This window comes from Azorhizobium sp. AG788 (genome assembly GCF_943371865.1).
GTDB lineage: Bacteria > Pseudomonadota > Alphaproteobacteria > Rhizobiales > Xanthobacteraceae > Azorhizobium.
In genome coordinates this window covers 59,303-79,703 of record NZ_CALRWL010000004.1, presented here as the reverse complement: position 1 = coordinate 79,703, position 20,401 = coordinate 59,303, and the positions used below count along the sequence as shown (strand labels likewise).

The 20,401-nt window shown below is 64.8% G+C and carries 18 protein-coding genes; 10 read left to right on the top strand and 8 right to left on the bottom strand.

Going from position 1 to position 20,401, the window contains the following annotated elements:
• Positions 1-41: 41 nt before the first annotated feature.
• The 4 genes from phbB to AAG816_RS04180 all read left to right on the top strand — a co-directional run bounded on the left by phbB (position 42) and on the right by AAG816_RS04180 (position 3,654).
• Positions 42-764: an acetoacetyl-CoA reductase gene (gene phbB, locus AAG816_RS04195; protein WP_341988266.1), complete on the top strand. Its 723-nt coding sequence runs from the start codon at positions 42-44 to the stop codon at positions 762-764.
• A 165-nt stretch (positions 765-929) separates the two neighbouring features.
• Entirely contained in the window at positions 930-1,829 is a 900-nt protein-coding gene (locus AAG816_RS04190; RefSeq protein WP_341988265.1) for an EamA family transporter, read from the top strand.
• A gap of 101 nt (positions 1,830-1,930) precedes the next feature.
• On the top strand, positions 1,931-3,037 hold the full coding sequence (gene leuB, locus AAG816_RS04185; protein WP_341988264.1) for a 3-isopropylmalate dehydrogenase: 1,107 nt from the start codon (positions 1,931-1,933) through the stop codon (positions 3,035-3,037).
• A gap of 116 nt (positions 3,038-3,153) precedes the next feature.
• Positions 3,154-3,654 (top strand): hypothetical protein, encoded by a 501-nt coding sequence (locus AAG816_RS04180; RefSeq protein ID WP_341988263.1) that lies wholly within the window; start codon positions 3,154-3,156, stop codon positions 3,652-3,654.
• 55 nt (positions 3,655-3,709) lie between these two features.
• Here AAG816_RS04180 and AAG816_RS04175 read toward each other — a convergent pair whose 3' ends face one another.
• From AAG816_RS04175 to acs, 3 genes are all read right to left on the bottom strand, one after another.
• Positions 3,710-4,063: a (2Fe-2S) ferredoxin domain-containing protein gene (locus AAG816_RS04175; RefSeq protein ID WP_341988262.1), complete on the bottom strand. Its 354-nt coding sequence runs from the start codon at positions 4,061-4,063 to the stop codon at positions 3,710-3,712.
• A 216-nt stretch (positions 4,064-4,279) separates the two neighbouring features.
• Positions 4,280-5,242 (bottom strand): sulfate ABC transporter substrate-binding protein, encoded by a 963-nt coding sequence (locus AAG816_RS04170; RefSeq protein ID WP_341988373.1) that lies wholly within the window; start codon positions 5,240-5,242, stop codon positions 4,280-4,282.
• Between the two features lie 269 nt (positions 5,243-5,511).
• Complete coding sequence (acs, locus tag AAG816_RS04165) at positions 5,512-7,467, bottom strand: acetate--CoA ligase (RefSeq protein ID WP_341988260.1); 1,956 nt, start codon at positions 7,465-7,467, stop codon at positions 5,512-5,514.
• Positions 7,468-7,708: 241 nt separating this feature from the next.
• Between acs and AAG816_RS04160 the strand changes: the two genes are divergently transcribed.
• Positions 7,709-8,089, top strand: a complete 381-nt coding sequence (locus AAG816_RS04160) for a DUF423 domain-containing protein (RefSeq protein ID WP_341988259.1) — start codon at positions 7,709-7,711, stop codon at positions 8,087-8,089.
• Positions 8,090-8,140: 51 nt separating this feature from the next.
• Here the strand turns inward: AAG816_RS04160 and AAG816_RS04155 are convergent, their stop codons facing one another.
• From AAG816_RS04155 to AAG816_RS04145, 3 genes are all read right to left on the bottom strand, one after another.
• A complete protein-coding gene (locus AAG816_RS04155; protein ID WP_341988258.1) occupies positions 8,141-8,611 on the bottom strand; it encodes a pyridoxamine 5'-phosphate oxidase family protein in 471 nt (156 codons plus the stop codon).
• 62 nt (positions 8,612-8,673) lie between these two features.
• A complete protein-coding gene (locus AAG816_RS04150; protein WP_341988256.1) occupies positions 8,674-9,357 on the bottom strand; it encodes a methyltransferase in 684 nt (227 codons plus the stop codon).
• 89 nt (positions 9,358-9,446) lie between these two features.
• Positions 9,447-10,469 carry an LLM class flavin-dependent oxidoreductase gene (locus AAG816_RS04145; RefSeq protein WP_341988254.1) on the bottom strand — a complete coding sequence of 341 codons (1,023 nt, stop codon included), beginning with the start codon at positions 10,467-10,469 and terminating at the stop codon, positions 9,447-9,449.
• A gap of 694 nt (positions 10,470-11,163) precedes the next feature.
• Between AAG816_RS04145 and AAG816_RS04140 the strand changes: the two genes are divergently transcribed.
• Complete coding sequence (locus AAG816_RS04140; RefSeq protein WP_341988253.1) at positions 11,164-12,519, top strand: AAA family ATPase; 1,356 nt, start codon at positions 11,164-11,166, stop codon at positions 12,517-12,519.
• Positions 12,516-13,976, top strand: a complete 1,461-nt coding sequence (locus AAG816_RS04135) for a hypothetical protein (protein WP_341988252.1) — start codon at positions 12,516-12,518, stop codon at positions 13,974-13,976. The genes AAG816_RS04140 and AAG816_RS04135 overlap by 4 nt, the downstream gene beginning before the upstream one ends.
• Before the next feature lie 110 nt (positions 13,977-14,086).
• On the opposite strand, the gene AAG816_RS04130 is transcribed toward AAG816_RS04135, so the two are convergent.
• On the bottom strand, positions 14,087-15,328 hold the full coding sequence (locus AAG816_RS04130; RefSeq protein WP_341988251.1) for a lytic murein transglycosylase: 1,242 nt from the start codon (positions 15,326-15,328) through the stop codon (positions 14,087-14,089).
• Positions 15,329-15,549: 221 nt separating this feature from the next.
• On the opposite strand from AAG816_RS04130, the gene AAG816_RS04125 reads away from it, so the two are divergent.
• Together AAG816_RS04125 and adiC are read left to right on the top strand one after the other, a co-directional pair.
• On the top strand, positions 15,550-17,910 hold the full coding sequence (locus tag AAG816_RS04125; protein ID WP_341988250.1) for an Orn/Lys/Arg decarboxylase N-terminal domain-containing protein: 2,361 nt from the start codon (positions 15,550-15,552) through the stop codon (positions 17,908-17,910).
• Positions 17,907-19,439 carry an arginine/agmatine antiporter gene (gene adiC, locus AAG816_RS04120; RefSeq protein WP_341988249.1) on the top strand — a complete coding sequence of 511 codons (1,533 nt, stop codon included), beginning with the start codon at positions 17,907-17,909 and terminating at the stop codon, positions 19,437-19,439. Before AAG816_RS04125 ends, adiC begins: the two co-directional genes overlap by 4 nt.
• 69 nt (positions 19,440-19,508) lie before the next feature.
• On the opposite strand, the gene AAG816_RS04115 is transcribed toward adiC, so the two are convergent.
• Positions 19,509-19,922, bottom strand: coding sequence for an EVE domain-containing protein (locus AAG816_RS04115; RefSeq protein WP_341988248.1), 414 nt, complete (start codon positions 19,920-19,922; stop codon positions 19,509-19,511).
• 156 nt (positions 19,923-20,078) lie between these two features.
• On the opposite strand from AAG816_RS04115, the gene AAG816_RS04110 reads away from it, so the two are divergent.
• Complete coding sequence (locus tag AAG816_RS04110; protein ID WP_341988247.1) at positions 20,079-20,378, top strand: antibiotic biosynthesis monooxygenase; 300 nt, start codon at positions 20,079-20,081, stop codon at positions 20,376-20,378.
• The last annotated feature ends 23 nt before the right edge of the window (positions 20,379-20,401 follow it).

Here is a 20,401-nt window from a genome sequence, read left to right as displayed (position 1 = left end):
TGCCGCCGCACCGGGGCCTGTCAGGGGAGAGGGAGGGACATATGTCGCGTGTTGCATTGGTTACGGGCGGAACCCGGGGGATCGGCGAAGCCATTTCGATCGCGCTGAAGGACAAGGGCTACAAGGTGGCCGCCAGCTATGCCGGCAATGATGCCGCCGCGCAGACCTTCACCGAGAAGACCGGCATCGCCTCCTACAAGTGGGACGTGTCCGACTTCGAGGCCTGCAAGGAAGGCATTGCCAAGGTGGAAGCCGAGCTGGGGCCGGTGGAAATCCTGGTCAACAATGCCGGTATCACCCGCGACACCACGCTGCATCGCATGACGCTGGAGCAGTGGACTGCGGTCATCAACACCAATCTGAACTCGGCCTTCAACATGTGCCGAAACGTGATCGAGGGCATGCGGGCGCGCAAGTTCGGGCGCATCGTCTGCATCTCGTCCATCAACGGCCAGAAGGGCCAGTTTGGCCAGACCAACTACTCCGCCGCCAAGGCCGGCGAGATCGGCTTCGTGAAGGCGCTGGCTCAGGAAAGCGCCGCGCTGGGCATCACCGTCAACGCCATCGCGCCGGGCTATGTGGCCACCGAAATGGTGCGCGCCGTGCCCGAGGACGTGCTGAAGAAGATCATCGGCAATATTCCCGTGGGCCGGCTCGGCGAGCCGGAAGACATTGCCCGCTGCGTGGCTTTCCTGGTGGCGGATGACGCCGGCTTCATCACCGGCTCCACCCTCACCGCCAATGGCGGCCAGTACATCACCTGAGCTTCGGCGCAGCTGCGGATCGCGACAGGGCCGCCCTCGGTATCGCCGGGGGCGGCCTTTTTCATCCGCGCGCCGATCTTGGCGTCCAACTGCCTTGACCCATCCCGCCCCAGCCCGCATTGCTCGCCTTCACCTGTTAAGCGGACGCGGACCTTCGAACAGACCATGGCAGACGCCTCCCCGGCCGCTTCCGGCGCCCCTTCCGCCAACGCCACCCGCATCGGCCTCATCGCCATCCTGCTCTGGGCGACGCTGGCCCTCGCCACCGCCGCCACCGGCGCCGTGCCGCCGTTTCTGCTGACTGCGCTGACCTTTTTCGTCGGTGGACTGGTGGGGCTGGTGGCGGCTGTGCGCGGGCCGGGCCTGCGCGTCTTCCGCCAGCGGCCGGCGGCCTGGATCCATGGGGTCGGCGGGCTGTTCGGCTATCATTTCGTCTATTTCACCGCCTTGAAGCTGGCCCCGCCCGCCGATGCCGGGCTGATCGCCTATCTCTGGCCGCTGCTGATCGTGCTGCTATCCGCCCGCCTGCCCGGCGCCCGGCTGCGGCCGGCCCATGTGGTCGGCGCGCTCATGGGCCTTGCGGGCACCGTGGTGCTGCTGCTGGGCAAGGGCGGCTTCTCGGGCTTTGAGATGCGCTTCCTGCCGGGCTATCTGGCAGCGCTGGCCTGCGCCGTCATCTGGTCGGTCTATTCCGTAACGGCACGCCGGTTCGGCGATGTGCCCACGGAGGCGGTGGGCGGCTTCTGTCTGGTGACGGCGCTGCTGGCGGGCCTGTGCCATCTCCTCACCGAGCCCTCGATCTGGCCGGTGGGCGCGATGCAGTGGGGCGCCGTCCTGGCGCTTGGCATCGGCCCGGTGGGCATTGCCTTCTACGCCTGGGACATCGGCATGAAGCGCGGCGACGTGCGCCTGCTGGGGGTGGCCTCCTATGCCGCCCCGGTGCTGTCCACCCTGCTGCTGGTGATCACCGGCTTTGCCGCCGCCACCTGGGCCCTGGCGCTGGCCTGCGCCCTCATCGTCGGCGGCGCGGCCCTGGCGGCCCGCGCCGGGCGGGCGAAAACCTGAGGCACGAAACCCCGGCACGCCGCCCGGCGCTTGTCATTCCCCGCCCGAGCCTTTAGCACTCCGCGCCAAATAAGATCGAACCACCCAAGGATCCCTTCCCCATGGCAACCCACAAGCTCCTGCTCCTCGCCGGCGACGGCATCGGCCCCGAAGTCATGACCGAAGTGAAGCGGGTCATCGGCTGGCTCGAAGCCGAGGGCATCGCCTCCTTCGCGGTGGAAGAGGATCTGGTGGGCGGCTGCGCCTATGACGCGCACGGCGTTGCCATTTCCGATGCCGCCATGGCCAAGGCCAAGGCCGCCGACGCCATCCTGCTGGGCGCCGTGGGCGGCCCCAAGTGGGCCAACGTGCCTTACGAAGCCCGCCCGGAAGCCGGCCTGCTGCGCCTGCGCAAGGATCTGGAGCTGTTCGCCAATCTGCGCCCGGCCCTGTGCTATCCGGCGCTGGCGGATGCCTCGTCGCTGAAGCGCGAAGTGGTGGAAGGCCTCGACATCCTGATCGTGCGCGAATTGACCGGCGGGGTCTATTTCGGCGAGCCCAAGACCATCACCGATCTCGGCAACGGCCAGAAGCGCGCCATCGATACCCAGGTCTATGAGACCTACGAGATCGACCGCATCGGCCGCGTGGCATTCGAGCTGGCCCGCACCCGCCGCAACAAGGTCACGTCCTGCGAGAAGCACAATGTGATGCGCTCGGGCGTGCTGTGGAAGGAAGTCATCACCGCCGTCCACGCCAAGGATTATGCGGACGTGGAGCTGGAGCACCAGCTGGCGGATTCGCTGGCCATGCAATTGGTGCGCTGGCCCAAGCAGTTCGACGTGATCGTCACCGACAATCTGTTCGGCGACATCCTCTCCGACATCGCCTCCATGCTCACCGGCTCGCTGGGCATGCTGCCCTCCGCCTCGCTGGGCGCGGTGGATGCCGCCACCGGCAAGCGCGCCGCCATGTATGAGCCGGTGCACGGCTCGGCCCCGGACATCGCCGGTCGCGGCATTGCCAATCCCATCGCCATGATCGGCTCGCTGGGCATGGCGCTGCGCTATTCCTTCGGCCTCGGCGAGGTGGCGGATCGTATCGATGCGGCCATCGCCGGCGTGCTGGCCGCGGGCCTGCGCACCGCGGACATCCGCGCGCCCGGCGGCGCCATCATCGGCACTGCGGACATGGGATCCGCGATCATCGAGCAGCTCGGCAAGGTGTGATCCCAGCGCTGCGCGCACGTCACGAAAGGCCGCCTCTGGGCGGCCTTTTTTGTGCCCTCCCCTCACGGTCCCGTGATACCAATCGCAGAATCGATTCAACGGCGAGGAGAACCGTCGTGCGCGTGCTGGGGATGCGTATTTTCGCGATACGTTTGCTGGGCGCGCTTGTGCTCGGCCTGTTTCTGGCTTTGCCGATGGCGGCACAGGCGCAGACGGCCATCAAGATGTGCGCGCCGGTGCCGCTGCCCGGCGTGAACGTGCCCCCGCCCTGCCCGTGGAACAAGGGCAATCCCGGCCAGAACTGCCATTGCGGCGGCTTCAATGGCCGGGTGACCATGGTCATGGTGCCGGGGCGCGGCGGACCGCCGCCCTATTATCCACCGCCCCCGCCGCCTTATTATCCGCCTGCACCGGCCCCCTATTACCCGCCGCCGCCCCCGCCTCCGCCGCGGGGCATGGTGAAGGTGTGCGTGCCGTTCCCGCCCGCCTGGGGCGCGAAGGGGCCGCCGCCCTGCCCCTGGTATCGCGGAACCGGCGGGATGGACTGCCATTGCGGGCCATATCCCGGCAAGGTCGGCTTCCTGCCGGCCTCCAAGATGCCCGGCTACGGCTACTGATCGCCACCGCAGGGCGGATGCGGCAAACGCATCCGCCCTGGAGAGACCTACCCGCTCAGATCCGCGGCACCACCGCGAGTCGCTCCACCAGCGCGCCGGCCACCAGATGGGTGGCGACGATTTCGTCAATGTCGCCCGGCGTGCGCGGCTGGTACCAGACGCCCTCGGGATAGACCACCATCAGCGGCCCGGCCTGGCAGAAGCCCATGCAGCCGGTGGCCGTCATGGCGATGTCGCGCTGTCCGGTGGCTTCGATCTGCTTGCCCAGATGGTCCCACAGCGGCTGCGCCCCCGCCGCCCCGCAACTGCCCCGCGGATGGGTAGGCGGGCGCTGCTGGAAGCAGGCGAACACATGCCGTTTATAGACCTGCGGAATCTCGCTGAAATCGATGCTGGCTGGGGAGGTCATGGACAGGCTCTGCGCAATTGCGACGACGCCCGACACCCATTCAAAGATCGTGCCGCGGGGATCAGAAGGCGCAACGCCTTATAAGGACAGGATTTTCGTCCGAAGGCGGCGGTTCATCCCGCCCGTGTGGCCGAAAGCCGACACGGGGCGTTCCCCCTGCCGCATACACATCGGGGCGCCCGAAGGCGCCCCGATGCAATCGAACACCCGCTCGCCTCAGCGCGCGCCGAATACCTGATCCAGCTTGGCACCGGAGGCGAAATGGTCGGCATTGGCCTTGTCCCAGCCGCCGAACACGTCCTCGACCTTCACCAGTCGGATGGGCGGGAACTGGGCCTTGAACTTCTCTTCCACCGCCTTGTCCACCACGCGATGGAACGCCTTGGCGGCAACCGTCTGGCCGGCGGGCGAATACAGGAACTCGAGATAGGCGGTGGCCGCCGGGCGGGAGCCGCGCTTGTCCACCACCTTGTCCACCACCGCCACCGGGAATTCCGCCAGCAAGCTCATGGACGGCACGATGGTCTGGAGCTTCTTGTCCTTATAGACCTCCTCGATGCCGCGGGTTTCGGCCTCGAACGATACCAGGACGTCGCCGGTGTCGCGCTCCACGAAGGTGGTGGTGGCGCCGCGCCCGCCGGTGTCGAACACCGGCACATTGGCCAGCAATTTCTTCACGAAGGCATCGGCCTTGGCGGTGTCGCCCTTGTTCTGCTCCAGCGCATAGGCATAGGCCGCCAGATAGGTGTAGCGGGCGTTGCCGGAGGTCTTCGGATTGGGGAAGATCACCTTCACATCGTCGCGGACCAGATCGTTCCAGTCCTTGATGTTCTTCGGGTTTCCCGCGCGCACCAGGAAGGCCGGGAAGGAATAATAAGGCGAAGCATTGTTGGGGAATTTGGCCTGCCAGTCCTTGGCCACGAAGCCCGCCTTCACCAGCGCCTGCACATCCAGCACCTGGTTGAAGGTCACCACGTCCGCCTCCAGCCCCTCGATGATGGAGCGGGCCTGGCGGGAGGAGCCGGCGTGGCTCTGGTTGACGGTGATTTCCTGCCCGGTCTTCTGCTTCCAGAACGGCACGAACTCCACATTCTCCGCCGTGAACAGCTCGCGGGAGATGTCATAGGAGACATTGAGCAGCGTGTTCGGCCCCGGCTGCTGCGCCAGAGCGGCACCCATGCTGGCAAGGCTCACGCCGGTGGCCAGGGCGCCAAACGCCAGCGGAAACAGGGAACGGCGGGTCAACATGGGAACGCTCCGGGCATTTATCATTCTAAATCCGTGAAATAATAATTCACGCTTGATAAATACGTAGCACAGAGATTTCCCATTGGGAACTCGGGAGATCCCCATCTCACGCACGCCTGATCGGCCGCCGGCGCAGGCGCTCAAAACGCAAACGCCCCTCCGCCGGCGGGCGGAGGGGCGTTCGTGTCGATCAGAACAGATCAGGCAGCGTCGCGCTTGTTCTGGCGGTTGCTCACTAGATCATCCACCACGCCGGGATCGGCCAGAGTGGAGGTATCGCCGAGGTTTTCGAACTGATCCTCGGCGATCTTGCGCAGGATGCGGCGCATGATCTTGCCGGAGCGGGTCTTGGGCAGGCCCGGCGCGAACTGCACCAGATCCGGCGAGGCGATCGGGCCGATCTCCTTGCGCACCCAGTTCACCAGTTCCTTGCGCAGTTCCTCGGAAGGGACTTCGCCGTCCATCAAGGTGACATAGGCATAGATGCCCTGGCCCTTGATGTCGTGCGGGAAGCCCACCACGGCGGCTTCCGACACCTTGGGATGCGCCACCAACGCGCTTTCCACTTCGGCGGTGCCCATGCGGTGGCCGGAGACGTTGATCACATCGTCCACCCGGCCGGTGATCCAGTAATAGCCGTCCGCATCGCGGCGGCAGCCGTCGCCGGTGAAATACTTGCCGGGATAAGCGGAGAAATAGGTCTGCTCGAAGCGCTCATGATCGCCATAGACCGTGCGCATCTGCCCCGGCCAGCTCTCGGCGATCACCAGATTGCCTTCCGCCGCGCCCTCCAGCACCCGGCCTTCCGCATCCACCAGTTCCGGCACCACGCCGAAGAACGGGCGGGTGGCGGAGCCGGGCTTCAGCGCCGTGGCGCCGGGCAGCGGGGTGATGAGGATGCCGCCGGTCTCGGTCTGCCACCAGGTATCGACGATGGGGCAGCGGCCCTCGCCTACCACGCGATGATACCAGTGCCAGGCCTCCGGATTGATCGGCTCGCCCACCGAGCCCAGCAGGCGCAGCGAGGCGCGGCTGGTCTTCTTCACCGGCTCCTCGCCCGCCTGCATCAGGGCGCGGATGGCGGTGGGGGCGGTGTAGAAGATGTTGACCTTGTGCTTGTCGATCACCTCCCAGAAGCGGGAGACGGTGGGATAGTTGGGCACGCCCTCGAACATCAAGGTGGTGGCGCCGTTCGCCAGCGGGCCATAGACGATATAGGAGTGGCCGGTCACCCAGCCCACATCCGCCGTGCACCAATAGACGTCGCCTTCGTGATAATCGAAGACATACTGGTGCGTCATGGCCGCATAGACCAGATAGCCGCCGGTGGTGTGCAGCACACCCTTGGGCTTGCCGGTGGAGCCGGAGGTATAGAGGATGAACAGCGGGTCTTCCGCATTCACATGTTCGACCGGGCACTCGTCGGTGACCATCTCGGCCGCCTCGTGATACCAGACGTCCCGGCCCGGCAGCATGTCCACGGTGCCGCCAGTACGGCGCACCACCACCACGTGGTCCAGATGGCCGTCGAGACGGGCGATGGCCGCGTCCACATTGGCCTTCAGCGGCACCTTGCGGCCGCCGCGCAGGCCCTCGTCGGCGGTGATGACGATCTTGGAGCCGCAATCGGAAATGCGCCCCGCCAGGCTGTCCGGCGAAAAGCCCGCGAATACGATAGAATGCACCGCACCGAGCCGCGCGCAGGCCAGCATGGCGTAGGCGGCCTCAGGAATCATGGGCAAATAGATGGTGACCCGGTCGCCCTTCTCCACGCCGCGGTTGCGCAGCACATTGGCGAAGATGTTCACCTGCGACGCCAGCTCGCGATAGGTGATGTGGCGGCTCTCGGCGGGGTTGTCCCCTTCCCAGATGATCGCCACCTGGTCGCCGCGGGTCTCCAGATGCCGGTCGACGCAATTGTAGGCGACATTGGTGATGCCGTCCTCGAACCATTTGATCGAGACTTCACCGGGCTGGAACGAGGCGTTCTTCACCTTGCTATAGGGATGGAACCAGTGGATGCGCTGGCCGTGCTCGCCCCAGAAGGCGTCGGGATCGGCAACCGAGGCCTTGTACATGGCCTCATACTTGGCCTGATCCACGAAGGCGTGCTCCGCCCAGGCGGCCGGGACGTGGAAATAGTCGCTCTCGGACATGGTTCGTGCCTCCCCATTGCGCGGGCTGGTGCCCGCTTGCTATCGCTTGTGCTGCGGCCCATCCGCCGCCTGCGCTTTGTCAGGATTATGGTGAGGCGCCCTAGCCGCCACAAGCCAAGCTCACCCCAGACTTTGGACGCATATCGCGGCAAGTGGCGCCGCCCGGCGGGTTTGACGCATCCGCGCGGCGGTGCCGCCGCCGCCCGGCTCGGCTATAGAAAGGCGTGGAAGGAACCCAACCATGACCCTGTGGCCTCGCCTGCTGATCGCCTGCGCCGGACTGTTCGGAGCCTGCGGCGTCGCCGCTGCGGCGGTTGCCGCGCATCTGGCCGGCGGCACGTCCCTCTCCATCGCGGCGGATTTCCTGATGATCCACGCGGCCGCCTTGGTTGCGCTGGCAACCCTGGCAGCCACGCTGGATCGAGGCCGGATCCCGCTTCTCGTGGGCACCTCGGCCATCGGCCTCGGCACCCTTCTCTTTTCCGGCGACCTGGGGTTGCGGGCGTTGATGGAAATCAAACTTCTGGGCGGCAGCGCGCCGTTCGGCGGCACGATGATGATCGCCGGCTGGCTGGTGGTGGCCATCTCGGCCCTGCTGGCGCGGGCGCCCCGCCGCATCTGAGACGGGGGCCGCCCAAGGCGACCCGCCGTTTTTCCCTGCTCTTTCCAGCGCTTACATGCGGACCTTGGCGGTTTCGCCCAGCTGCGGGCGGCGCTCGCCCAGGATGGCGGCGGCGATCTTGAAGCCGGTCACCAAGGTGCCCTCGCCCTTCCAGCATTCCGCCTGCTCGGGGCGCACGCACAGCAACACCGCATTGGGATCATCCGGGCCGCCGGGGAAGAAGGCTTCCATGGGCGGCGACCAGATCTCATGCAGCTTGGCGGCATCGCGGATGACCTCCGCATGGCCGGAGACCGAGAGATAGAAATGGTCGCCCGGATCCGAAAAGGTCAGGCAGACCTGAGGGTTGGCGCGGATCTCGTCGTCCTTGGCCGCATGGGCGTCGGTGACGAACCACACCGCGCCATCCTCCTGCCGCGCCACCGGCGCCATGGGCCGGGCGCGCAGGCGGGGGCCGTCGCGGTCGATCAGCATGCAGGAGCGGCGATCGCGCATTTCCTGCCAGATGTCGTTGATATCCATGGATTTCCTCGGGGCTGAAGGGCGTTACCCGAGGGGAACGATCCATCCGGCCCAGAGTTCCCTCACGCCGGCGGGCGCGGGCGCCAGACGCTGGTGCGCTTGAGCTCGGTGTCTTCCAGCTCGCGGGTCACCGGAACCTGATATTCGCCAAGCTTTTCAAGCCGTTCCTTGGGCAGATAGGCCCGCCCCGGATCGCCGATCAGCACCAAGGCGCCCCGTGCCGAGAGCCCCAGCAGCCAGGAAATGACCCGTTCCGCCAGATCGCGCTCATAGCAGATGTCGCCGGCCAGAACGGTGTCCCAGCCGTCGTCGCGTCCGATCAGATCGGCGGTGGCGATCTGTAAATTTCCGTGTAACTCGACCCCGTTCGCCCCACAATTCACCGCGATGGCCGCGTGTGAAAACACGTCAATATCCGCGCATACGACATTTCTCGCGCCCGCACGCAGCGCGGCCAGCCCCACGAGGCCGGAACCGGAGGCGAAATCCAAGACGCTCTTGCCGGCCACAACCTCCGGGTGGTCCAGCACATGGCGGGCGAGCGCCTGCCCGCCGGCCCAGGCGAAAGCCCAGAACGGCGGCGGCAGGCCCATCTCGCCCAGTTCCTCCTCGGTGCGGTACCAGATGGGCACCGCCTCGTCGGCCACATACAAAGAGAGCTCCGGCACCAGCGGCACCGGGCGCAGGCGCGTCTCGGCCTTCACGAAGGCGATGGGATCGAGGACGGGGGTGGGAACAACGCTCATGGGGCCGGACAGTGACGCGGGCCGGGTGCCCTGTACAGGGCAAGCGGCCCGCCGTCCCGCCCCGCGGAGCGCCCCGCCCGAGGCCCGCCTCAGCGCCAGCCCAGCGCCGGGGCGACGTGGGTGAGCAGCACCTCGATCACATGGGCATTATAGGCGACGCCCAATTGGTTCGGCACCGTGAGCAGCAAGGTGTCGGCCTCGGCGATGGCCTCGTCGGCTTTCAGCTGTTCGATCAGTACATCCGGCTCGGCGGCATAGGAGCGGCCGAAGATGGCGCGGGTGCGGGCGTCGATATAGCCGATCTGGTCCTCGCTCTCATTGCCGCGGCCGAAATAGGCCCGGTCGCGCTCATCCACCAAGGGGAAGATGCTGCGGCTCACCGAGACGCGGGCCTCACGCTGATGCCCCGCCGCCGCCCAGGCGGCGCGATAGGCGCGGATCTGGGCGGCCTGCTGGATGTGGAACGGCTCGCCGGTCTCGTCATCCTTCAGGGTCGAGCTTTGCAGATGCATGCCGCGCTCCGCCGCCCACACCGCCGTGGCATTGGAGGAGGCGCCCCACCAGATGCGCTCGCGCAGGCCGTCCGAGTGCGGCTCCAGCCGCAGCAGGCCGGGGGGATTGGGGAACATGGGCCGGGGATTGGGCTGGGCGAAGCCTTCGCCGCGCAAGGTCTCCAGCAGCACTTCGGTGTGGCGGCGGGCCATGTCGGCGGCGGTTTCGCCCTCGGCGGGCTGGTAGCCGAAGTGCCGCCAGCCGTCGATCACCTGCTCCGGCGAGCCGCGGCTGAGGCCCAGTTGCAGCCGCCCGCCGGCGATGAGATCGGCCGAGCCTGCATCCTCGGCCATATAGAGCGGGTTCTCATAGCGCATGTCGATGACGGCGGTGCCGATCTCGATCTTGCGTGTGCGGGCGCCCACCGCCGCCAGCAGCGGAAAGGGCGAGGCCAATTGCCGGGCGAAATGATGCACCCGGAAATAGGCGCCATCGGCCCCCAATTCCTCGGCGGCCACCGCCAGCTCGATGGATTGCAGCAGCGCATCCCCCGCCGAGCGGGTCTGCGACTGCGACGAGGGGGTCCAATGGCCGAAGGAGAGAAAGCCGATGTGTTTCAAGGGGACGCTCGGGAGGATGTGGGAGTTGGCCGGACGCTAGCGCGCGGACGGCGGGGGCGCCAGTCACGGGGGCGTGGGGGCTCAAGCCTTTTGCAAGCGGTTAAAGAGTGGGTAGGTGCATGAGCCGACATTCGCTCACAGCTTTGAGGCTGACGCTCAGCTTCGGCCTCAAATAGCGCAATCGGCTAATTTATCCGGCGGAATTAGCTGTCCAGAGCGTGAAGCTATTGTCATTATCAGATCCGTTGGCATCCTAACGACGATGTGTTTAGAAGCTATGATTCCCGAGGGGGCTAGATGCCGCGTGCGCCGAATATGCCCGTCGCTGCAAGGAGAAACCTCACTGCCGCTGACGCACTTCCGGAGACCGGCTATCATGTTGCCGGCTATCTTTATGGCCTCGCAGCCGAGTGCGCAGTGAAGGCAATGATGGAGGAGTTAGGTATTCGACCGGCGGCAGCGGATCGCCGCTCAGATCCCTATTATCTGCATTTTCCCGTTCTGCTCAGTGCCTCCCGAGACGCCGCTGCGGGTCGACGCAGCGGCACCCTGAGCCGGCTCCTTGACCAATCGGGCTTCATGGGCGGTTGGAGTACCGATATCCGTTATGCTGCCACGGGTGCGGTGACACCTACAGAGGTCGAGCGGTGGAGGGGGCAAGCCAAGCAAGCCGTCGCCTCCATAGGAACTTAAAATGACGATTTATTTTGACGACAGCCTGCCCGCATTGGTGGAGGCCGTCATAAAATCATGTGGGGAGCATGCTCTAGAACAGGGCGTTGCGCTTCGGGATACAAAGGGACGTCTTTCGTTTTATCTCGCATCCTCGATTGATGACGAGCAACGTGCATTATTGACGAAGACTTTAATTGAGGCGCTGGGATACTACGCACGCACCGACCGGGTTATCGCTGGCTCCAACGATTTTGGCATTACCGACCTTTTGCATAGTGGGGATATAGTCCCCGTGTCCGTAGCAGGTAGGCGAGTGCGACTGATCGACCGCCGCTTGGTTGGAGCCGACTGGCTCCGCAACCCGACCAGCCGCAAAGCCAACCGCGCTCCTCGGTTGGTCTTTGCCAGCCTCAAAGGAGGTGTTGGGCGTTCTACGGCCCTCGCAGTTGTGGCCGCACATGCGGCATCCCGCGGCCGGCGCGTGCTTGCGGTCGACCTGGACATGGAAGCGCCTGGACTCGGGGCGATGCTGTTGAACGAAACGACGACGCCCAAGTTCGGAATGATCGACGCCCTAGTCGAACGCGCGCTATCACCGCTCAGCGCTGAACTACTCCGGGACCTTGTCGGGGCATCGACGCTTTCAGGCCGCGGTCGGGTCGATGTCGTGCCTGCTTTCGGAGCGAGGTCGCTAGCGAACCCAGCGGATGTGCTTGCCAAGATCGGTCGAGCTTATGGAGAAGTCGTTCGTGAGGACGGCGCAGTCGAGACTTTACTCGATCAGGTGGCCGCAATCATCGATGACTTGGAGGAGAATAGCAGATACGATCTGATTTTAATCGATGCTCGCGCGGGTCTTCACGAGATTGCCGCCGCGGCTCTTTTCGGGCTTGGCGCTGAGATACTTTGTTTCGGTGCTGACGAACCTCAGACATTCCAAGGATACCGCGCACTATTTAGCCATGTCGATCGTTATTCGCGCACCGAGAGTATTGAGAGCGAGTGGTTCAGTCGGGTGAATCTGGTTCAGGCGAAGGCGCCACCTGATGCGGAGCTTCGTGCGGAATTTCGCCGCAAGTGTGAGCGCATGTTACAAGGGCACGCACTTGAGGAAACACAGGGTACGGTACCCTTACCCGATGGCTTCAGCGACGTGTCCTGGGACGATAGCGTCAGTGACGCAGATCTTGGGCTTACCGAAGGGGCCAGCACGACCGAAATTCTATCCGTCGCATATGACGCCATCTTCGCGAATTTCGATCCACTGCGAAAACGAGATCAACTGTCCGAATCGGCATATCAGAATGCATTTGGTAAATTGATTGCCTATGTCGATGCGGCACTTGCGATCAAGGAGGGAACTCAGCGCCCATGACGGTCACCCGAAATCAAGCTTTGAGAAGGCTGATTGGCGCGATCCCGAGCGATGTATCGAACGATGCTATCGGCGCTCGAGCTCCAAAAATCGATGACATGTTCGCACCCGAGGCACATTCGGCAGCCCTTGATCCAGACAATCCAATTGTTGTGGGCGCACGAGGTGCAGGGAAGAGCTTTTGGTCTGGCGTTCTGGGAAATGAGGCGACCAAGGAGGCCGCAGCTTTGGCGTATCCGCGACTTGGCTTAGAAAAGGTTCTGGTCGAGTTCGGATATACTGGCGTTCCTGGAGGCAAAGGTCTCGCACGTGACGTCATCGATAATTTGAAAGCTGACGAGACAGAAGAAAGCGCGCGTGCATTTTGGTGGGCTACAATTTTACGAGCCGCCTTTTTTTATAAAAATGAAGCCCCACCACCGAAGTTTTCTAAACTCATTTCGATGGCCAATGACTGGGAGGAGCGCGGTGAATTTCTTGATAAGATCAACAATGAGCTTGCGAATTCTGATAAAAAACTTCTTATAGTATATGATGCTCTAGATACGATATCCACATCGTGGTCGGGGCGGCGATTGCTAACTGAAGCACTCCTCGAAATCGTTTGGGCGCTACGGGGATATCCTGAAATCGCTCCGAAACTTTTCGTTCGTCCGGATCAGATAGACGACAGCAGCCTGCGGTTCGTAGAATTGCCAAAGCTCCGGGCGGGCGCGATCCGTCTCTTGTGGTCAGGAACGGATTTATACGGATTGTTCTTCTCTCGCATTGGGCTTGCAAAGGATCCGGCGGCAAACGCTGAAGTGACCAAATTATTGCGTGAGGTCAATCTTGCGATGCCTACGAGAGAAGATGTTCTCCAGGGCTCGTGGGCACCTGCATGGGATGAATTCACCCAACGCCATTTGATGGAGCAGTTGGCTGGCCCGTTTATGGGCTCAGGAACATATGGCTACAAGAAGGGCCGCACATACGATTGGCCACTCTCGCACCTTGCCGACGCTCATGACGAAGTGACACCGCGAAGCTTCCTCGGACTTCTTATTGGAGCAGCCAAGGCTGCTGGGATCGGAGATGATCGGGTAATCACTCCCGAAGGAATCCGCCACGGCCTTCGCACGGCCTCTCAAAACCGCGTTGACCAACTCCATCAAGAATTTCCATGGATCAAAGGCGTCCTTGCACCACTCGATGGGCTTCTTTTACCTCAAGAACCCAAAGCTGTTTTCAAGGTCTGGAAGGCGGCAAAGACGGTCGCCTCTTTGAAACAAGACGCGAAAAAACTCGGCTATCTATTTCCTATTCCTGACAGTACTCATAATGAAGAAGAAGGGCTCCTCACGGCCCTTCGACAAATTGGTGTAATGTTCGTCCGAAAGGATGAGCGGGTAGATATGCCTGATCTTTATCGTGTAGCTGCTCGTCTATTGAAAAAGGGTGGAACAGCACCGCTGTAGAAAATCCACAAGTCGAGGAGAGGCGACCGAGATCAACCTGCCAGAAAGCCGACAGTCGGAGAGGGGGCCGCTCCGAATCAGCAGCGAGCCGTCATCGAAGCGCTCCCCCCTCACCGCCCCCGCATCGCCTGCAACACCGCTTCGCTCGGCCAGCAATCCAGCTTCAGGCCGGCGGATTTCTGGTAGGCGCCCAAAGCCGCGCGGGTCTGCATGCCGGCCTTGCCGTCGATCTTGTCGGTGTAGAGGCCGGCGCGGGTGAGATAGGCCTGCATCGCCTCCACGGAGGACGTGCGCAGCTGGCTGGAGGCGGACCAGGGGGTGGCGAAGGGCTGCGGCGTCACCATCCGGTCGGCCAGATGGCCCACGAACAGCACGTACAGGTCCGACATATTATATTGCTTCAGCACGAAGTAATTGGCGGTGGTGAGGAAGGCGGGGCCATAGATGCCCTCCGGCTGCAGCAGCGAGGCCGGCTGCGCCAGTTCCCCCGCCGTGGGTGCCGGACCGGACAGCAGCGTGAAATCCGCCCGCAGCCAGGCGCTGATGGGCTGCTGCACCGCCGGCACCGCCTTGGTGCAATCGAAATCCGCCGGGGCGCGCACCTCATAGGCCCAGCGCAGGCCGCTCTGCCAGCCCTTGTCCGCCAGTTGCTTGGCGGCGGAGGCGAGCGCATCGGGCACCGAATGCCAGATGTCCACCGGCTTGGTGCCGTCGAGGGAGACGCCGTGCAGGACATAGTCCGAGGGCAGGAACTGGGTCAGGCCGGTGGCGCCGGCCCAGGAGGCGCGGAAGTCTTTTCGCGCCACCACGCCGCTGTCGAGGATCTTCAGGGCATAGATGAATTCGTCGCGATACTGGTCCTTGCGCCGGCCCACATAGGCCTGGGTCGCCACCACCCGCAGGGTGTCATAGGGCGAGGTGTAGCGGCCGAAATCGGTCTCGCGGCCCCACAGCGCCAGCACCACCGGCGCCGGCACCCCGAACTGCCGTTCGATCTGGTCCAGGGCCGGACGGTATTTCTGCCACAGCCGCCGGCCCTCGGCGGCCAATTGGATGATGCGGGCCTCCTTCACATAGTCCGCCGGCACCTGGACGAATTCCGCCTGCCCGCGCGCGCCGGTGGCGGGGCGACCGGGCAAGGCGAGGTCGGGGAGCTTGTAGTCCGGCTCCAGGCCGCGGGTCTCGCGCTCGAAGGTGGCGCGGGAGACGCCGGCCGCCTGCGCCTCCGGCCACAGCGAGGCGATGAAGGCGGTGAACGCGGCATCGGCGGCGCGGGCGGGGGCTTGGATCGCCAGCACAGCAAGGAGGGCGAAAACAACAAGACGGCAGGCGGATCGCACGGGCGGGCTCATGGCGGGAGGGAAACAACGCGGCCAAAGGCTAGCACAGCCGGCCCCGCGCCTCACGGGGCCAGCCCGCGCGCCTGAGTTGCGCTGAATCAAGGGTTGCACCGGCGCGGGGGCCTAACGTTCGCGCGTCCGGGATTTGCGCTGTTTCCTCACGCCCTCAACCCGACCGCGCACGCTCCGGCGCCCTGCCATCGGCCTTGCCTTTAAGGCCCGGAGTCCTGCCCATGATCCCAACCGTCGAAGAGCGCCTCGGCATGCGTGCCGTCCTGGTGAGCGACAGCCTGGCGGAAAAGTCCGCCGCCGGCGCCGCCGCACGGGCGCTGATCGCCGATCTCGTCCAGCGCGGGGTAGACGTGGTGGAGGCCCTCTCCGCCGCCGATGGCCGCGCCGTGCTGGTGTCGGACACCGCCATCCAATGCGTGATGCTGGATTGGGATCTGGACTCAGATGTGGATCATGCGGGCGCCAAGACGCTGTTGAAGGCCCTGCGCGCCCGCAACGCCACCGTGCCGGTGTTCCTGCTGGCGGAGCGCTCCGCCGCCTCGGACCTGCCGCTGGAGGTGATGGAGGAAGCGGACGATTACATCTGGCTGTTGGAAGACACGCCCGAATTCATCTCCGGGCGGATCGTCGCCGCCATCCAGCGCTATCGCAGCGCGGTGCTGCCGCCCATGTTCAAGGCGCTGGCCCGGTTTGCCCAGGTCTATGAATATAGCTGGCACACGCCGGGGCACACGGGGGGCACGGCCTTCCTGAAGCATCCGGCCGGGCGGGCCTTCTTTGAATTCTTCGGCGAGGAATTGTTCCGCTCGGACCTGTCGATCTCGGTGGGCGAGCTGGGCTCGCTGCTGGATCATTCCGGCCCCATCGGCGAGGGCGAGCGCTATGCGGCGCGGGTGTTCGGGGCGCATCGCTCCTACACCGTGACCAACGGGTCATCGACCTCCAACCGCGTCATCCTCATGGCCAGCGTGACGCGCAACCAGATCGCGCTGTGCGACCGCAACTGCCACAAGTCGGTGGAGCACGCCATGACCCTGTCGGGGGCGATCCCGACCTATCTGGTGCCCTCGCGCAATGGCCTGGGATTGATCGGGCCGATCCATCCCGACCGGCTCACCGCCCAGGGGGTGGCGCAGGCCATTGCGGAGAACCCGCTGGCGGCGCGCATCGCCGATCGGACCCCCGTGCATGCGGTGATCACCAACTCAACATACGATGGCCTGTGCTACAACGTCACCCGCGTGGAGGAATTGCTGGGCCAAAGCGTCGACCGGCTGCATTTCGACGAAGCCTGGTACGGCTACGCCCGCTTCAATCCGCTCTATCGCGACCGCTTCGCCATGCATGGCGACCCCGGCGCCCACGATGCCTCCCGGCCCACCGTGTTCGCCACCCAGTCCACCCACAAATTGCTGGCGGCGCTGTCGCAGGCCTCCTTCATCCATGTGCGCGACGGGCGCCGGCCGATCCCGCACAATCGGTTCAACGAGGCGTTCATGATGCACGCCTCCACCTCGCCGCAATATGCCATCATCGCCTCCAACGACGTCTCCGCCGCCATGATGGACGGCCCCAGCGGCACCGCGCTGACGGGGGAATCCATCCGCGAGGCCATCGCCTTCCGCCAGAGCGTGGCCCGCATCCGCGCCACTTTCGCCGAGCGTAATGACTGGTTCTTCAACGTCTGGCAGCCGGACACCGTGACCCCGGTGGCGGGCGGCGCGCCGGTCGCCTTCCATGCGGCCAACCCGGAAACCCTGGCCACCGAGCCCACCCATTGGGTGCTGCATCCGGGCGATGCCTGGCACGGCTTCGAGGATCTGGAAGACGATTACTGCATGCTGGACCCGATCAAGGTCTCGGTGATGACGCCGGGCATGTCGGCGCAGGGCGTGCTGGGGGAGACCGGCATTCCCGCCACCATCCTCACCGCCTATCTGGATGGCCGCGGCATCGTGGTGGAGAAGACCACCGACTTCACCATCCTGTTCCTGTTCTCGCTGGGCATCACCAAGGGCAAGTGGGGCACGCTGATCAACGCCCTGCTGGACTTCAAGAAGGACTATGACGCCAATCTGCCGCTCACCCAGGCCATCCCGGCCCTGGTGACGGCGCAGCCCGCCCGCTACGGCACGCTGGGGCTGAAGGATCTGGCGGATGAGATGTTCGCCGCCATGGGTCGGCTGAAGACCACCCAATGGCTGTCGCAGGCCTTCTCCGACCTGCCGGTGCCGGAAATGAGCCCGGTGGAAGCCTATGAGCAACTGGTGCTGGGCCATGTGGAGCATGTGACGCTCGATGGCCTCGCCGGCCGCATGGTGGCCACCGGCGTCGTGCCCTATCCGCCGGGCATTCCCTTGCTGATGCCGGGCGAACTGGCCGGCGCGGCGGATGGCGCGGTGATCGGCTATCTGAAATCGCTGGAAGCCTTCGATGGGGACTTTCCCGGCTTCACCCATGACATCCACGGGGTGGAGGCGGAGGACGGGCGCTATCGCATCCTGTGCGTGACCGAGGCCGCCGCCCACCACGGCGCGGCATATCCCGCCCCCACCACCGTCGACACGATGGTGCAGGCATGAGCGCCTCCGACACTTCCGCATCGGGCACCGGCCCGTCCACCGCCGACGTGGTCTCCACCGCCGGCAAGATCGGCCTGATCCCCGCCACCTTGATGGTGGCGGGCAACATGATGGGCTCCGGCGTGTTCATGCTGCCGGCCAATCTCGCCGCCATCGGCGGCATCGCGCTCTATGGCTGGTTGATCACCTTGGTGGGCGCGCTGTCGCTGGCTTTGGTGTTCGCCAAGCTGGCGGCCATCGATCCCCTGGCCGGCGGGCCCTATGCCTATGCCCGCGAGGCGTTCGGCGACTATATGGGCTACCAGACCAACCTGATCTACTGGCTGGCCAATGTGGTGGGCAATGTGGGGCTGGCGGTGGCCGGCCTGGGCTATCTCTCCCACTTCTTCCCGGCCCTCAAAGACCCGTTCATCATGGTGCTGGCCCAGATCGCCGTGGTCTGGTTCTTCACTTATGCCAACATCCTCGGGCCGAAGTTCGTCGGCCGGGTGCAGTCCTTCACCACCTTGTTCGCCTTGGTGCCGATCATCGGCATGGCGGTGCTGGGCTGGTACTGGTTCAGCCCGCAGACCTATGCGGACGGCTGGAACGTCTCCGGCAAGGATTCCTTCGGCGCCGTGGGCGCCACGCTCAACTTCACCTTGTGGGCCTTCATCGGGGTGGAAACCGCCTCGGTGTCCGCCGGCGTGGTGGAGAACCCGCGCCGCAACGTGCCCATCGCCACGCTGACCGGCGTGGTGCTGGCGGGCATCTGCTACGTGCTCTCCTCCTCGGTGATCATGGGCATGATCCCCAACAAGGAATTGATCGCCTCCTCCGCCCCGTTCGCCGATGCGGCGCGCCTCGCCTTGGGCGACACGGCGGCGAATGTGGTCGCCGCCTGCGCCGCCATCGGCTGCCTGGGCTCGCTGGCCGGCTGGACATTGCTGGTGGGCCAGACCGCCAAGGCCGCCGCCGATGACGGCCTGTTCCCCAATCTGTTCGCGCGGGTGAATGCGGCCGGGGTGCCGTCCATGGGGCTGGTGCTGGTGGCGGGCATCATGACGGTGCAGATCATCGCCACCATGTCGCCCACCGCCAGCGAGCAGTTCGGCAAGATCGCCTCCATCGCGGTGATCATGACCCTGCTGCCCTACATCTATTCGGCGATCTCGCTGAAGGTGATCGGCTACAAGAAGATGCCGCATAAGGAATATGCGCTCTATACGGTCATCATCCTGATCGCCGCCGTCTACAGCCTGTGGGCCATCGTCGGCTCCGACGGCAACCAGACCCGCTGGTCCTTGATCTTCGTGGTGGCGACCATGGTGTTCTATGCCCTCGCCCTCACCCACAAGCGCGACGTGGAGGAGCACAAGACCACGCCGGGCGGCGCGGCTCCCCGCTGGATCCGCTACATGGCGCTGGGGGTCACCATCGTCGCTCTGGCGCTGATGTTCTGGCAGTCGGTGGGCAAGAACCGGGCGGAAAGCCTGTTCACCCGCTCGCCGGCTCCGCCCGTCACCCAGCAGCCCACCGCGCCGAAATAGGCGGGGCAAAACGGCAAGTGCGCCCCGCGCCGGTGATCCGGCACGGGGGGAACATGTCCTTCGATACGGTCAGAGCCCGCCGAGAGCGCAGAGCAAATCCCATTCGTCGTCGGTCACCGGCTGCACCGAGAGCCGGGAGAATTTGATCAGCGCCATCTCCTGCAGGCGCGGATCATCCTTCACCTGGGCCAAGGTCACCGGCTTTTTCAGCGGCTTCACCGCCTTGATGTCCACCATGACGAACTTGCCCGAGGGGTCGGAGGGGTCGGGATAGGCTTCGCGGATCACTTCCACGATGCCGACGATCTCCTTGCCCTCGTTGGAATGGTAGAAGAAGCCCTGGTCTCCGATCTTCATCGCCAGCAATTTCTGCTTGGCCAGATGGTTGCGCACCCCGTCCCAATGGGTGCCCTTGGCGCCGGCCTTCACCTGCTGGTCCCACGACCATTTGAACGGCTCGGACTTGTAGAGCCAATGGGCCATGGGGATCTCCTGCGGCGAGGTTGCGGGGAATGCCGGATCGCGACAGCTCCGCTGTAGCCGCGGCGCGCCGGATTTGGCAAGCGGCCCGCCGCGCGGCGCATTGCCCGCCCGGGTGGACATGATAGGGTCCGCGCCGCCCAAAAGGAGGCCATCCAAATGGTTTATGAAGTCGCCCTGATCCATGTGAAGCCCGGCGAGGAAGCCGCGTTCGAAGCCGCCGCGCGCCAGGCGGTGCCGCTGTTCCAGCGCGCCAAGGGCTGCTCGGGCATGGCATTCACCCGCTCGGTGGAACATCCCTCGCAATATCGCCTGACCGTGCAGTGGGCGACGCTGGAGAACCACACCGTGGACTTCCGCGAGTCGGAGGATTTCCAGGCCTGGCGCGCCCTGGTGGGGCCATTCTTCGCCTCGCCGCCGGAAGTCCAGCATCTGGAAACCGTGTTCGTCGGCTTCTGAGCTTTCCCCGGCTCCGGTCCCCG

Excerpts from the sequence above, each read along its gene's own strand:
- phbB (WP_341988266.1), top strand. The coding sequence starts at position 42 with ATGTCGCGTGTTGCATTGGTTACGGGCGGAACCCGGGGGATCGGCGAA.
- AAG816_RS04190 (WP_341988265.1), top strand. The coding sequence starts at position 930 with ATGGCAGACGCCTCCCCGGCCGCTTCCGGCGCCCCTTCCGCCAACGCC.
- leuB (WP_341988264.1), top strand. The coding sequence starts at position 1,931 with ATGGCAACCCACAAGCTCCTGCTCCTCGCCGGCGACGGCATCGGCCCC.
- AAG816_RS04175 (WP_341988262.1), bottom strand. The coding sequence starts at position 4,063 with ATGACCTCCCCAGCCAGCATCGATTTCAGCGAGATTCCGCAGGTCTAT.
- AAG816_RS04170 (WP_341988373.1), bottom strand. The coding sequence starts at position 5,242 with ATGGGTGCCGCTCTGGCGCAGCAGCCGGGGCCGAACACGCTGCTCAAT.
- acs (WP_341988260.1), bottom strand. The coding sequence starts at position 7,467 with ATGTCCGAGAGCGACTATTTCCACGTCCCGGCCGCCTGGGCGGAGCAC.
- AAG816_RS04160 (WP_341988259.1), top strand. The coding sequence starts at position 7,709 with ATGACCCTGTGGCCTCGCCTGCTGATCGCCTGCGCCGGACTGTTCGGA.
- AAG816_RS04155 (WP_341988258.1), bottom strand. The coding sequence starts at position 8,611 with ATGGATATCAACGACATCTGGCAGGAAATGCGCGATCGCCGCTCCTGC.
- AAG816_RS04150 (WP_341988256.1), bottom strand. The coding sequence starts at position 9,357 with ATGAGCGTTGTTCCCACCCCCGTCCTCGATCCCATCGCCTTCGTGAAG.
- AAG816_RS04140 (WP_341988253.1), top strand. The coding sequence starts at position 11,164 with ATGACGATTTATTTTGACGACAGCCTGCCCGCATTGGTGGAGGCCGTC.
- AAG816_RS04135 (WP_341988252.1), top strand. The coding sequence starts at position 12,516 with ATGACGGTCACCCGAAATCAAGCTTTGAGAAGGCTGATTGGCGCGATC.
- AAG816_RS04130 (WP_341988251.1), bottom strand. The coding sequence starts at position 15,328 with ATGAGCCCGCCCGTGCGATCCGCCTGCCGTCTTGTTGTTTTCGCCCTC.
- AAG816_RS04125 (WP_341988250.1), top strand. The coding sequence starts at position 15,550 with ATGATCCCAACCGTCGAAGAGCGCCTCGGCATGCGTGCCGTCCTGGTG.
- adiC (WP_341988249.1), top strand. The coding sequence starts at position 17,907 with ATGAGCGCCTCCGACACTTCCGCATCGGGCACCGGCCCGTCCACCGCC.
- AAG816_RS04115 (WP_341988248.1), bottom strand. The coding sequence starts at position 19,922 with ATGGCCCATTGGCTCTACAAGTCCGAGCCGTTCAAATGGTCGTGGGAC.
- AAG816_RS04110 (WP_341988247.1), top strand. The coding sequence starts at position 20,079 with ATGGTTTATGAAGTCGCCCTGATCCATGTGAAGCCCGGCGAGGAAGCC.